Below are 13,690 nucleotides of genomic sequence, written 5' to 3' on the forward strand. Positions count from 1 at the left end.
TTGAGCGACGACTGGTATCTGGACGAGACGTTCTGGCGCAATTTCGGTTCGCTGATGTTCAACGACGCTACCTTCGCCCGCGGCGAAGCAGAAGTCCAGCAACTCCTCGAACTCGTCGGCGGCGAGCCCGAAACAGTTCTCGACCTGGGCTGCGGGCCGGGCCGGCATGCCCTGCCCCTGGCCGACGCCGGGCTGTCCGTAACCGCTGTCGACAGCAGCCCCTGGCTGCTGCAACAGCTTGCGGCGCGGCGCGGCGCGCGTTCGATCGAGATCACCGAGGGCGATATGCGTCAATTCCGGCGTCAGCACGCCTTCGATCTGGTCGTCGTCTTGTGGACGAGCTTCGGCTATTTCGAAAACGAGGCCGATCACCGGCGCGTCCTCGACAACATCCACGCGAGCCTGCGACCCGGCGGACGCCTGGTGCTCGACCTGGTCGGCCTGGAGTACTTATGCCGCAACCTGCAGCCGGTGCATCTGACCGAGTACGACGACGGCCGGGTCCTGGTCGAACGACCTGTGCTGATCGACGACCTGACCCGAGTCGAGAACGAATGGCTGCTGATCGACCAGGGCCACGCGCATCGGGCAACCTTTTCCCACCGCGTCTGGTCGGCCGGCGAGCTCCGTGCCCTGCTCACCGCCGCCGGATTCGAGGACATCCGGGTTCACGGCAGCTACGCCGGCGACGATTATGACCTCGACGCCGAGCGCCAGATCGCGATGGCCCGCTGTGGCGATTACTGACCCACCAGCACGCCGGCCCAGGCGGCATTGAGCAGAGAAACAAGTGTCCCGCCCAGCACGGCCTTGAGACCGAGCCGGGCCAGGTCGGGCCGGCGCGACGGAGAAATACCGCCAATGCCGCCGATCTGTATGGCGATCGAGGCGAAGTTGGCGAAACCACACAGCGCATAGGTCGAGATCAGCACCGCGCGCTCGGACAGCTCGGCCTGCATCTCGGTCAGCGCCACGTAGGCAACAAACTCGTTGGCCACGATTTTTTGCCCGATCAGGCCGCCGACGGCAACCGCCTCGTCCAGCGGCGCACCCGCTAGAACCGCCAGCGGCGCACAGACCCAGCCCAGCAACAGCGCCAGATCAATCGGCTGTCCGGCCAGGGTTTCCAGGCCGGTGACCTGACCCAGCCAGCCCAGCGGGCCGTTGATCAGTGCGATCAGCGCCAGGAAGGCAAGCAACATGGCACCCACGTTGAGCGCCAGCTTCAGACCCTCGCCAGCACCACCGGCGGCCGCCTCGATCAGATTGGTGTGCGGCCGATCGATCGCCGTGCGCACCGTGCCGGCGGTTTCCGACTGCTGTGTTTCAGGCAGGAGCAGCTTGGCCACGACCAGTGCAGCCGGCGCGGCCATGATGGAGGCCGAGATCAGATGCTTGGCGAAAAAGGCCTGCTGGACCGGATCGGAGCCGCCGAGCAGCATCACGTAAGCCGCCAACACGCCGCCGGCGATGGTCGACATGCCGCCAGTCATCAGGGCGAACAGTTCCGATCGGGTCATCCCGGCGATGAACGGACGCACGACCAGCGGCGCTTCGGTCTGTCCGACAAACACGTTGGCCGCCGTGGCCAGGGACTCGCTGCCCGAGACCTTCATGAAACGCGTCATCACCCAGGCCATCACCTCAACCAGCCGCTGCATGATGCCGACGTGATAGAGACAGGCCATCAGCGAGGCGAAGAAGATGATAGTCGGCAGCACCTGGAAAGCAAAGACAAACCCGAATGCATCGCTGTCGGCAAGCGGGCCAAACAGAAAGGTCGAGCCGGCACGGGTATAGCCAATCAGGGTGACGAACAGCTCACCAAGCCGGTCGAACAGCAGCTTGCCAAAAGGCACCCACAGCACCAGGATGGCCAGGGCGAGCTGCAGGCCGATGCCAACGATCACGGTCTGCCAGGCAATCTGCCGTCGCGCCTGCGACAGGCTCCAGGCCAGCGAGAGCAGGACGAAGATTCCGGCCAGTCCGAGCAAGCTTTGCATGGTCAATCCGGGTCCAGCGGGCGGTTCAGTACTTGTAGCACCAACGAGGATGTACTGCCAGTGGAAAAAACGGACACGACCGGCCTACAATGCCGGTCGTGACGGATGATTGCATTGACCGACTTTGACGCGGCAATACGTTTAAGGAACAAGACGGTCGTCCGGCGCTGGCCGCAGGACATGCAGACCATCGACTCATCGGAGACACTCAGGAGGAATACCATGTTTTGGAGACTGATCGCAGGGATTGGACTGCTCGGGCTGGTCACGGGCTGCCCGACAGCAGGCACGACGACCCAGGTCCGCGACAGCGGTAACGCACCGAGCATGAGCGAAGCGCGGGAGGCGCCCTACGACGGGCCGCAGGCGCGCATCGCGGTGTCACGCTTCGAGAACAAGGCCGGCAACATGGGCAGCTGGTGGAACCCGGCCATCGGAGACGGCATGGCCGATATGCTGACCACGGCGCTGTTCAACTCGGGCCGCTTCATCGTGCTCGAACGCCAGGCCATCGACGATGTGCTGTCCGAACAGGATCTCGGCGCCAGCGGCCGGGTACGCGGCGATACGGCAGCCGCCATCGGCGAGATCGAAGGCGCCGAGCTGCTGGTGGTCGCAGCCGTCACTGAGTTCTCCGACAACTCCGGCGGCACCTCCGGGTCGATCGGCGGCGGGAAGATCGGCCGGGTACTCGGCGGCATCGCCGGAGGATCACGCAGCGCCCACATGGCCATTGACCTGCGCCTGATTGACACCAACACCAGCCGGGTGCTGGCAGCGACCAGCGTCGAAGGCGAGGCCCGCGACTTCAACCTCGGTGGCGCACTGGCCGGCTATACCGGCAGCTACGCCCTCGGCGGCTCCCTGTCGAGCTGGAAGAACACGCCGCGCGAGAAGGCGCTGCGCCAGGTCATCGGCAAGGCGGTCGAGGAAGTCGTGCGGCGCACACCGCAGACCTACTACCGCCACGGCACAAGCGCTTCGTCGTCATCGGCCAGCAGCTACCAGGCGACCGGCAGCTCCGGGGGTTCCGGCACCGGCGAGCGCGTGGTCATCACGGCCAACTCGCTCAACGTGCGCAGCGGCCCGGGCAGCAGCAACCCGGTCCAGTTCAGCCTGTCCTCGGGCACGATTGTCGATGTGCTCGCGCGAACCGGGGAATGGATTCAGATTCGCGACGACCAGGGCCGCGATGGCTGGGTCGCGGCTGACTACACCCTGGCGGTACAGTAACCGGGCTCTGAGTCCCACCACGACCCCGCCGGTGCCGGCGGGGTCTCGCTTGCCGTCGCCGCCCCTTATTGCAGCTGTTCGCGCAGCCCGACCAGCCAGGGCTGCACGGCTTCGCGCGCCTTGTCGGTGGCATTGAGCGAGGTGAATTCCACCTCCTCGATCGGCGAGCTGCCGATCTGCTCACGCCGATGCAGGTCGTAGGTGACCGCCTCGAGCTGGGCGATATAGGCGGTATCCACCCGATTGTAGTAGTACAGTTCACGCTCGCCGGCCGGCAGGGCACGTACCACCACCGCGTAGCGCGCGCCGGCGCCCATCGCGGCCTCGGCCAGCCCGCCGAGATCGATGTCGTTGCCGCTGGCGTACTGATCCAGTCCGCGGACAAAGCGACGATCGATCAGTGGCCGACCCGTTCCGCCCAGCGCAGCCTCGATCTCCCGCACCATCGGATCGGCCAGCACCGGATCACCAACCGCAACCACGACGACGCCACGCGGCGGCGGCACTGCTTCAGTGACGGGCCGGACGGGCGTTTCAGGCACTTCGGCAAGCGCCAGGCCGCGCTGTGAATCAAACTGCGGCGATGTGGCAGAGGCATCATCGGTGACGGCCTGTTCCTGAGCGTCATCGGCGTATGCCGAAACAGGTCCAAGCTCGGCGGTCCGGGCGGCAAACGACTCGGCGGGCACCTGGATGTCCGCGCCGCTTTGGACTGCGGCCCGGCCCGACTCGTCGGCTCCTTCCGGCTTATCGTCTGCCGATGCGTCCTGGGCCGGACCCGTTCCGGCGAGCAACCGAGCGTCAACTGAAGTCTGCTGGTCACCGGCCGGCTCCGGCCGGGCACGCGAGTGATCCGCCGGCGCATCGGCATCCCCGCTCGAAGCGGGCGCAGGGTCTCCACGATCGCCGTTGGCGCTGGCGTATTCGACCTGCTGAGGTTCAACGGCGCCCGGCGGCCCGGCACTGACCGCCAGGGCAGTGTCATTGGCATCGGCATCGGAAACGACTGTCTCTTCACCCCCGGGCCAGAAACTGCGCAGCTGTTGCCAATGGCCAGCGTCCATGCGCGCCACGCCCAGACCGGCCAGGGCCAGCGCCACCACCAGGCCGCCCGCCAGCGCAAGGCGCTTGCCGCGCCGCGGCGCTTGCGCGGTTGCCGGAACGGGCGCGCCTGCCTCACGCCCCGGCGACGACGCGCCCGCCGGCGTCGCTGCGCCGGTCGCGATCTCGGTGGGCGTATCGGCGGTCGCGCCGGTGGGCTGCGTTGCCAGCGTTGCGGCGATCGCCGTCTCGGCTGTGCTGGGGCCGGAATCCGGACGCTTTACCGGACCGGTTTCGCCGGTCTTCAGCGGCGCCATGGCCTCGAGAACCTGAGCCCAGCTGCCGAACCGATCGTCAGGTCGAATCGCCAGCAGGCGGCGCAGAATATCGATCACGCGCGGGTCAATCTTGCCCTCCAGCGACGACAGATCCGGAAAGCCGGGCTCGGCGAACTGCCTGAACATGTCCTTGAAATCGTGACTGACAATGAGCCGCTCCCCGGTCAGCATCTCGTAGTAGACCGCGCCAAGGGCAAACATGTCGGCTCGCGCATCAGGGGACGCACCGCCAAGCGCCTCTGGCGGAAGATATCCCGGCGTGCCCATGATGGACGATTCACGTCCCTCGCCGCCACCGGTCGCCACCCCGGCGATGCCGAAATCGGTCAGCACGGCCCGGCGGCGTCTGTCCAGCATGATATTGCCTGGCTTGACGTCACGGTGCACCAGGTTTTCCGCGGCCGCCGCAGCCAGCGCGTTGGCCGCCTGCTCGGTCACGCGGCGCGCCATTTCGGGCGAGCACTGGCCTTCGCGGTCGATGAAGTCGGCCAGCGACTCGCCGTCGACGTATTCCATGACGAAATACGGCTTGCCGTCATGCTCGTCGGCGACGAAAATCTGGGCGATATTGGGATGGTTGAGCGCTGCGACGTTGCGCGCTTCGCGCAGAAAGCGGGCAACAACGATCTCGTCTGCGCTCAGCTCTTCGCTGAGGCACTTGATCGCGATAAAGCGCTCCAGCTTGGGATCGAGCGCCTTGTAGACCACGCCCATGCCGCCCCGACCGAGCTCACTGATGATGTGGTAACGACCCAGTGTTTGTGCCATACCTTCGTTCTCCTGCCCGTTTCCCTCGGGGCCGCTGGCGACTGCTTGACTGGCAATATAGCAGAGCGTGGGCTAAGCCCGGGATGAACAGCGGCGTCACACCCGGGCGAGCGCCACTGCTCTCCCTTTCCGTCAATAACGAAAAACGTCGCGGCAATCCGCCAGCCCGGCTAGTGTACCCCCACGCTGGAATATGATAGGCGGTTCCGGGCGGCTCAGTCGGCGCCTACGAAATCCAATCAAGGGGCCGAATCACGGAGGAGCCACCTTGAAGAGAGTGTCCGTTTTCCTCGCCATGACGCTGATCCTCGCGACCCCGGCTGTCGCGCAGGCAGCCGCCTGGTACGTCGCGACCGACGGCAGCGACGCCGTTGGCGACGGTTCGCCCGGGAATCCATGGGCCACGATCACCCACGCCGTCGACAACGCCGGCAGCGGCGACCTGGTTCTGGTCGCACCCGGCACCTACAACGGCCGGCAGCGGCTGAGGCAGCAGTTCGATACGCCGGTGACCGTCCGCTCCAGCGTTCCCTACGCGGCCCGGCTGCGCAATGACGACGGCGCCGCCCTGATCAGCTTCTACGGGCGCAATATCGTCGTCGAGGGTTTCGACATCGCCCACGACCCCGCCAACACCACGCCGCTGGTCATCCAGGTCCAGGACCTGCTCGGCGACTTCAACGGATCGAACGGCGGCACCGACCCGGTGGTCTCGGGCCTCGTTTTCCGCAACAACATCATTCACTCCAGCACCAACAACGATCTCCTCAAGATCAACAACGGCGCCGAAAACGTCCTGATCGAAGGGAACCTGTTCTTCAACCAGTCGGGCTCGGACGAGCACATCGACATCAACAGCGTCGTCGGCGTGACCGTGCAGGACAACATCTTCCTCAACACCGACGCGCGCCCGGACACCAGCTCCTTCGTGGTGATCAAGGACTCCAACGGCAGCGACGACACCGTGCTGGGGACGCGCGATACCGTCGTGCGCCGCAACGTTTTTCTCAACTGGTACGGCAGCTCCGGCCAGAGCTTCCTGCGCCTGGGCGAAGACGGCACGACCAACTTCGAAACCGTCGACACGCTGATCGAGAACAACCTGATGATCGGCAACTCGGGCGACCTGATGCGCACACCGCTCACGGTCCAGGGCTCCGATGCGGTGACCTTCCGCAACAACACCCTCGTCGGCGATATGCCGTCGCGCAGCTTCGCCGGGCGTCTGATCGCTTCTCCCGACAATCCGCCCAACCGAGATCTCGTTTTCGTCAACAACGTCTATTCCGACCCGACCGGCAGCATGGGCAGCGAGGCCTACACCGGCGTGGACCTGTTCGACGCCCCGGCCGGCCAGACCGAATCGGCCCTGCTCGACAACAACGCCTACTTCAACGGGGACAACGCCATTCCGCAGGACGCCGGGCAGGCCGTGGTCTTCGGCGACGACGCCAGCCCCCTCGTCGCCGACCCGCTGCTGCCCGGCCAGGCCGGGCTCGTGCCGCCGGTGTGGAACGGAACGAGCTTCGCCGACGGCTCGAGCACCATCGGCGAGGCCTTCGAGAAGCTGGTTGACGATTACGGCACGCCGGCCGCGGGCAGCCCGATCATCGACCAGGCAGACCCGTCCAACGCGGCCTTGAAAGACATCCTCGGCCGGCCGAGAGGCGCATCGCCCGATCTGGGTGCGGTCGAGTGGCTCGACGAAAACGAGCGGATCTTCGCCGACGATTTCGAAGCCGACTGAGGCGGCTCAGTCGGCTTCGACGTAGACGCTGACCTCGCGCGTGGCCCGGAAGGTGATCTCGGGGTGGCGCTCCTCGGCGAGCTGCAGGTTGACGCGGGTCGGCGCCAGGTAGACCAGGCGACCGCCGCCGTCTTCGGCCAGATGACGCTCGTTCTTGTCGCGGAATTTCTCAAGCGCCTTCTCGTCGTCGCAGCTGACCCAGCGGCAGGTGGCAACGTTGACCGGTTCGAACACCGCCTCGACGTTGTACTCCGCTTTCAGACGATAGGCGACCACGTCGAACTGCAGCACGCCGACCGCACCCAGCACCAGGTCGTTGCCGAACAGCGGCTTGAAGAACTGGGTGGCGCCTTCCTCGGAAAGCTGGGTCAGGCCCTTGGCCAGCGCCTTGAGCTTGAGCGGATCCTTCAGCTGCACCCGGCGGAACAACTCCGGCGCAAAGCTGGGAATGCCGGCGAACTGCAGCTGCTCGCCCTCGGTGAAGGTGTCGCCGATACCGATCGTGCCGTGGTTGTGCAGGCCGACGATATCGCCGGGATAGGCGTACTCGGCCGCCGCGCGCTCGTCGGCCATGAAGGTCAGCGCGCCGTGGGTGCGCTGCTCCTTGCCGAGCCGGACGTGATGCAGCTTCATGCCTTTTTCGAACACGCCGGAACACACGCGCATGAAGGCCATGCGGTCGCGGTGGGCCGGGTCCATGTTGGCCTGCACCTTGAACACGAACCCGGTGCACTTGTCCTCGGCCGGCTCGACGGTCCGGCCCAGCGTGGCACGCGGCTGCGGTCGCGGCGCGTGTTCGGTGAACTCGTCGAGCAGCGGGATCACGCCGAAGTTGTTCAGCGCCGAGCCGAAGAACACGGGCGTTTGCTCGCCGGCCAGGTAGCGATCCAGTTCGAAGTCGTGGCTGGCGCCCTTGACCAGTTCGATCTCATCGCGGAGTTCGGCGGCCATGTCGCCCAGGGCTTCGTCGGCCTCGGGCGAACCCAGGCCAGCGATAATCTTCGGGTCCTGGCGCATGTAGTTCTTGCCCGACTCGTAGAGATGGATCTCGTCGCGGATCAGGTGGTAGATGCCCTTGAGGCGCCGACCCATGCCGATCGGCCAGGTCACCGGCGCACACTCGATCCCGAGCACGTCCTCGACCTCGTCGAGCAGCTCGATCGGCTCGCGGCCCTCGCGGTCGAGCTTGTTGATGAAGGTGAAAATCGGCGTGTCGCGCATCCGACACACCTCCATGAGCTTGATGGTGCGCTCCTCCACGCCCTTGGCGCAGTCGATGACCATCAGGGCCGAATCCACAGCGGTCAGCACGCGGTAGGTGTCCTCGGAAAAGTCGGCGTGGCCCGGCGTGTCGAGCAGGTTGACGATGCGTTCCTTGTAGGGAAACTGCATCACCGAGGAGGTGATCGAGATCCCGCGCTCCTTTTCCATGGCCATCCAGTCGGAAGTGGCGTGACGCGAGGCCTTGCGCGACTTGACCGAGCCGGCGAGCTGGATCGCGCCGCCAAAAAGCAGAAACTTCTCGGTCAGCGTGGTCTTGCCGGCATCCGGGTGCGAGACGATCGCAAAGGTGCGCCGGCGCGCGATTTCATCGGTCAGTCGGGACATGCTGCGACAGGGTTGGGAAAAGCGTGCTATTATACCGGCCGCACCGCCCCGGACGCACGGGGCCAGGCTCGGGAATTGCACGACTCCGAGCCTTTCCGTACCATCGGTGCAGGGGGACGACCTGGCCCTTGCAATAAAGGCAGAAACTTCATGCAGGCTTGCGCACGAATCCGGAACCGCCCCGCCCCGGCCCTGGCCGCGGTTGTACTTGCGCTCAGCGCCCCGCTGTCGGCGCTGTCGCCGGAACCGCCACAGCCCGACGATGAACTGCTGCCGCTGCTCTACGAAACCCTGGACGGCGAGAACTGGCGCCGCAACGACGGCTGGCTCGACCCGCAAGTCCACTGGTGTGACTGGTACGGGGTGGTCTGCGGCGAGCAGTTCTGGCCGGGACTTTTCGAGCTGGATGCCATTGAACTGCCGGGCAACGACCTGTCCGGCGAAATGACGGAGAGGCTGTCGGCGCTGCTGTTCAGATTGCTGCCCGCCGGGCGGCTGATCGACCTCAGCGACAACCGGATTTCCGGTCAGGTCGACCATTTCCCGCTGCGCACCCAACAGGTTGATCTGTCCGGCAATCGGTTCACCGGGCCCCTGCCGGGCTTTGAAGATGAGGTTCCACTGATCGAGGATCGACGCCTGCTGCTTGCCAGAAACGACTTCGAGGGGGCCGTACCCGACAGCTGGCAGCAGCTGGATCTGGGCGATCTCGACCTGGCCGACAACCGGCTCGATGCCGGCCACCTCAATGCCTTTGGCGCTGTCAGCAGCACCGAATGGTCCCGGCTCGACCTGGCCGGCAATCGGTTCTCGGGCAAGCTGAGCACCGACATTCTCTCCGCCAGGCTCTACACGCGCGACATCGGCAACATGGGCGGCGGACTCAACCTGTGCTTCAACGATTTCCTGATCGACAACCCTGAAGTCGCGCAATGGGTGGCCGACCGCCACGTCGGCGGCCCGGACTACGAACAGTGCCTGGCGCGCGAGCGCCAGCCCGTGGACGCGACCGTCAGCGGCAGCTGGTTCCATCCGGAGCGCGCCGGCGAGGGGGTTGCCCTGATGCTGCTCGAAAACGGCGCACCCCTGCTCTACCACTTCGGCTTCGATACCCAGGGCCGGCAGCAGTGGCTGTTCGAGGTCGGCCTGGCCGGCGAGCGATTTTTCGAGTGGGACTGGCTGCTCGAGACCCAGGGCAGCTTCAACGCCGGCCTGCGCTTCGACGGCGACCATCCGTTCGTCCGGGGCCTCGCCGGCTTCCGGATGGGCCGGGTCGCAGCCGACCGGCTTCACCTGCAGCGTCATTACCATGATCTGTCCGGCTGCGGACCCTGGGACGAAGCCGACCCCGATCAGCCGCCGCCCGAGCTGTGTGTGCCGCCGGTCATTGGCGACCGCATGGACTATCAGCGACTGACCGGGCTGGCCGGCGTGTCCTGCGACAGCCAATCGAGCGTTCAGCAATACTCCGGCGCCTGGTACAGCCCCGACCGGGTCGGCGAAGGGTTCCTCATCGAGGTGCTGCCCAACCGCCAGGCCCTCGTCTACTGGTTCACCTACAAGCCCGACGGCTCACGCGAGCAGACCTGGCTGGTCGGTCAGGGTGAAATAGAGAGTCACCTCATTCTGGCTGCCCCGGCGCCCGGCACGGTAGCGACGAGCCTCGTGGTCGACCCGGTGCTGCAGCCGACCGGCGGTCGCTATGGTCCGGAGTTCGATCCGGCCGAGATCAGGCTGATCGAGTGGGGCCGAATCGAGTTCGACCTCGAAATCGTGGACGCCGACCATCCGGTCTTTCGCTGGGACAGTGATATCGAGGGCTATGGCTCGGGCAGCTACGAGCTCGAACGCCTGGCCCGGCCGATGCTGGCCGACTGCGAGGACGGAGGCAGCCAGTGAGAGCGATCAGCCACTATCGCAGCGCCGTCCGCTCGGGCTTCCTCGTGGCGCTGTTGGCCGGGTTTCTGACATTCGCCGGGTCCACGAATGTGCACGCCCGGGTCTCGGCTGAAGAACGGCAGGCCCTGATTGACTTCTACCAGGCAACCGGGGGAGACGACTGGGACGACAACGCCGGGTGGCTGGCCGAAGCGGGTAGCGAATGCAACTGGTTCGGCGTGCAGTGCGCGGGACAGCAGTCGGGCACGCCGTTCATACTTCGATTGATGCTTCCGGGCAACAACCTGGTGGGCCGGCTTCCGGACTCCCTCGTCGGACTCAATCGCCTGATCAGTCTGGTGGTCAGCGACAATGAGCTCACGGGGTCGATTTCGCCCAATCTCTGGGGGCTGCCTTCGCTCGAGGGTCTCTTCCTGAGTCAGAACCAGTTTTCCGGCCCGGTTCCAGCAGCAATTCTCGCGATGGCAGAGGGCATGCCCCACACGCAGGTGGAGCTGTCCGGCAACATGCTCGACGGCTTCGATCCGGGTCCGCTTCCCGCAGGCCCACTGGGCAGGGAAATCGAACTCGCGCTCAATGGCAATCGGTTTGACGGTCTTCCACCGGCGTCCTGGCAAGCCACTGGCGTGATTCATTCTCTGGAAATGTCGAACAACCGCCTCGAAGGCGCACTGAACCTGTCCGAACCGTGGCCCGAGTTGAACCTGCTCGACCTGTCGGAAAACCGGATCACCGAGATCAATTCAACTGAAGGGGATCTGTTTCCGAATCTTTTCAGACTCGACATCGCCGACAACGACATCGCCGAATGGCCCGCGCTGCTTCCAGCCCTGGGGGCGTTGACCGAACTCGATCTGAGTGACAACTCGCTTTCGGGTGAATTGCCCGAATGGATCGACGAGCTGGACCTGGCCGAACTCGACCTGGACAACAATGACCTGGCCGGCCCGATCGCCGATGTATTCCAAGCGCTCGATCTGGACGACTTTCCGGTGCCCGGCCCGCACGGCGATCTCGGGCTTCGCCTGCACGTCGCCAACAACCGTTTCTCCGGCGCCCTGCCCGACATCGACTACACCGAGTTCAACACCCCCTTCCAGTGGCAATCGCCGGACTTCGGTCTCGACCTTTGTTTCAACGACATCGAGATGCCAGAGGCCGAGATGCTGGAAGCCATTGAACCGGTGCATCGCGGCCTGGCACTGCAGTCCTGCATCGGTCGTGAACAGGGCGGCCTGGATCCAACCATCAGCGGCTCCTGGTACCAGCCCGAACGCTCCGGCGAAGGCGTGACGCTGATGCTTCTGGACAATGGCCAGTTGCTCAACTACTGGTTCACCTACGCCCCGCAGGGGCAAGAAGAAGACCAGGCGCCTGAGCAGATGTGGCTGGTAGAAGTCACCGACCCGGCTGACACGTACGGCGAGTTCAGACCAATGTGGATCACCTCCGGCGGCCGGTTCAGCGAAGGGCTGGCCGACGGTTCGTCCCGACCCAGCCACACCTGGATACGCCAGAACCGGATCGACCAGGACACCCTGCACTTCTTCTATGACTACCGGGGTAATGGCTTCTGCATCACCGGCGCCTGCTTCTGGGATGTCTTCACGGGCCGCTTCGACCAGACGCGTCTGAGCCGGCTGGCCGGCACCACCTGCGACAACCGGAGTGACTTCCAGCAGTATTCGGGCGCCTGGTACAACCCGGAACGCTCAGGCGAAGGCTTCGTCGTCGAAGTGCTGCCGGACGATCGGGTGGTGATCTACTGGTTCACCCACGCCGCGGACGGTTCTGGCCAGCAGGCCTGGATGATCGGGCAGGGCGTGTTCGAGAACCTGGGGCTGACCATGGATCCACCGCCGGAATTTCCCTACCGGGCCGAAATCGAGATCTACCAGCCGCAGGGCACCGGCTTCGGTCAGGATTTCGACGCCGACGAAATCGAGATCGTCGACTGGGGCAGCCTGGAGCTGCGATTCCCGGAAGTCGGCGACGGGCGGATCATCTGGACCAGCGAGCTGGAGAGCTTTGGCAGCGGCGAATACCCCCTCCAGCGCCTCGCCCGACCCATGCTGGCCGAGTGCGAAACGGACGCCGATCAGAGCTGATACGGAATGAGTACTTCCGGGCGTCCGCCCGGTTGGAAGTCGTGCGCGTTGCGCGCCACCAGCGTCAAAACGTCGGCGACAGCCACGGCAGCCTGAATCGCATCCGGCAGCCTCTATCGCTCGCTTCGACGCATGGGTGCGGATCTGATATCAGGCTAGTGTACCTGGAGGAACATGCCCGGCTCCGGGGCAACTGGCTGGCCGTTCTCGTCCTCGAACTCGAACGGCACCGAGACCAGCTCCATGGCGCGATTGACCTGGACGACAAAATGCAGGTGCGGGCCGGTCGAATAACCGGTGTTGCCCGACAGGCCGATTTGCTGACCCCGCTCGATGCGGTCACCCGGCCTGACGGTCACCCCCTCGTAGCCAAGGTGGGCATAGACGGCCATCGAACCGTCTTCGTGCAGAATGCGCACGAAATTGGCGCGCGGGCCGTAGCGCCGGGGATCCTCGCCGGTACCGTGGAAATGACGGGCCATATCCATGACCAGGCCGGCACGTGCCGCATGCACCGGCGTTCCGGCAGGCATATCGATATCGACGGCGTGGTGGCTCGATGCCGTCGTGTGGCTGTACGGACCACCGAATGCCTGCCCGATCCGGAAGCGTCGGCCGGCCGGCACCGGGGCCCGGTAAGGCCGTTCGGGCCGATGCCTTGCATCCGGGTGACCTGGAATACTGGCCGTCTCGATGCGGTATTCCCAGGAACGCGTCCGGTCCAGCGGCCCGATGGTCACCAGCTCGCGCTCGACCCGCGCCTCGAGCACGAACAGAGCCGGCAGCGGCGGCTCGCTGACCACGTTGCGCGCCTCCGAAAAGCGGATGCTGAGCGCAACCGGGCCGTGAATGCGATTTCGGAACCACCACACCGGCGCGCTGTCCGGACCGCTGCGATGCATCTCGATGAGGTTCTTCGGTTCGGCCACCGCACGCTGGACCCTG

At 65.4% G+C, this 13,690-nt stretch carries 9 protein-coding genes; 5 read left to right on the top strand and 4 right to left on the bottom strand.

Annotated features, from left to right (window positions below):
* On the top strand, positions 1-747 hold the full coding sequence (locus HND55_14010) for a class I SAM-dependent methyltransferase (protein QKK03678.1): 747 nt from the start codon (positions 1-3) through the stop codon (positions 745-747).
* Here HND55_14010 and HND55_14015 read toward each other — a convergent pair.
* Positions 741-2,003 carry a NupC/NupG family nucleoside CNT transporter gene (locus tag HND55_14015; protein QKK03679.1) on the bottom strand — a complete coding sequence of 421 codons (1,263 nt, stop codon included), beginning with the start codon at positions 2,001-2,003 and terminating at the stop codon, positions 741-743. The genes HND55_14010 and HND55_14015 overlap by 7 nt on opposite strands.
* Before the next feature lie 222 nt (positions 2,004-2,225).
* Between HND55_14015 and HND55_14020 the strand changes: the two genes are divergently transcribed.
* The gene (locus HND55_14020; GenBank protein ID QKK03680.1) at positions 2,226-3,236 is read left to right on the top strand and encodes an SH3 domain-containing protein; all 1,011 of its coding nucleotides are present in this window, start codon (positions 2,226-2,228) and stop codon (positions 3,234-3,236) included.
* A gap of 65 nt (positions 3,237-3,301) precedes the next feature.
* Here HND55_14020 and HND55_14025 read toward each other — a convergent pair whose 3' ends face one another.
* Positions 3,302-5,383, bottom strand: a complete 2,082-nt coding sequence (locus HND55_14025) for a protein kinase (protein QKK03681.1) — start codon at positions 5,381-5,383, stop codon at positions 3,302-3,304.
* A 268-nt stretch (positions 5,384-5,651) separates the two neighbouring features.
* Between HND55_14025 and HND55_14030 the strand changes: the two genes are divergently transcribed.
* Positions 5,652-7,130, top strand: a complete 1,479-nt coding sequence (locus tag HND55_14030; protein ID QKK03682.1) for a hypothetical protein — start codon at positions 5,652-5,654, stop codon at positions 7,128-7,130.
* 6 nt (positions 7,131-7,136) lie between these two features.
* On the opposite strand, the gene HND55_14035 is transcribed toward HND55_14030, so the two are convergent.
* Positions 7,137-8,738, bottom strand: a complete 1,602-nt coding sequence (locus HND55_14035) for a peptide chain release factor 3 (GenBank protein QKK03683.1) — start codon at positions 8,736-8,738, stop codon at positions 7,137-7,139.
* A gap of 150 nt (positions 8,739-8,888) precedes the next feature.
* On the opposite strand from HND55_14035, the gene HND55_14040 reads away from it, so the two are divergent.
* Complete coding sequence (locus HND55_14040) at positions 8,889-10,637, top strand: hypothetical protein (protein QKK03684.1); 1,749 nt, start codon at positions 8,889-8,891, stop codon at positions 10,635-10,637.
* Positions 10,634-12,745, top strand: a complete 2,112-nt coding sequence (locus tag HND55_14045) for a hypothetical protein (GenBank protein ID QKK03685.1) — start codon at positions 10,634-10,636, stop codon at positions 12,743-12,745. The genes HND55_14040 and HND55_14045 overlap by 4 nt, the downstream gene beginning before the upstream one ends.
* Before the next feature lie 155 nt (positions 12,746-12,900).
* Here the strand turns inward: HND55_14045 and HND55_14050 are convergent, their stop codons facing one another.
* Entirely contained in the window at positions 12,901-13,647 is a 747-nt protein-coding gene (locus HND55_14050) for a M23 family metallopeptidase (GenBank protein QKK04123.1), read from the bottom strand.
* Between the last annotated feature and the right edge of the window lie 43 nt (positions 13,648-13,690).

The sequence above is a fragment of the Pseudomonadota bacterium genome (genome assembly GCA_013285445.1).
GTDB lineage: Bacteria > Pseudomonadota > Gammaproteobacteria > Xanthomonadales > Wenzhouxiangellaceae > Wenzhouxiangella.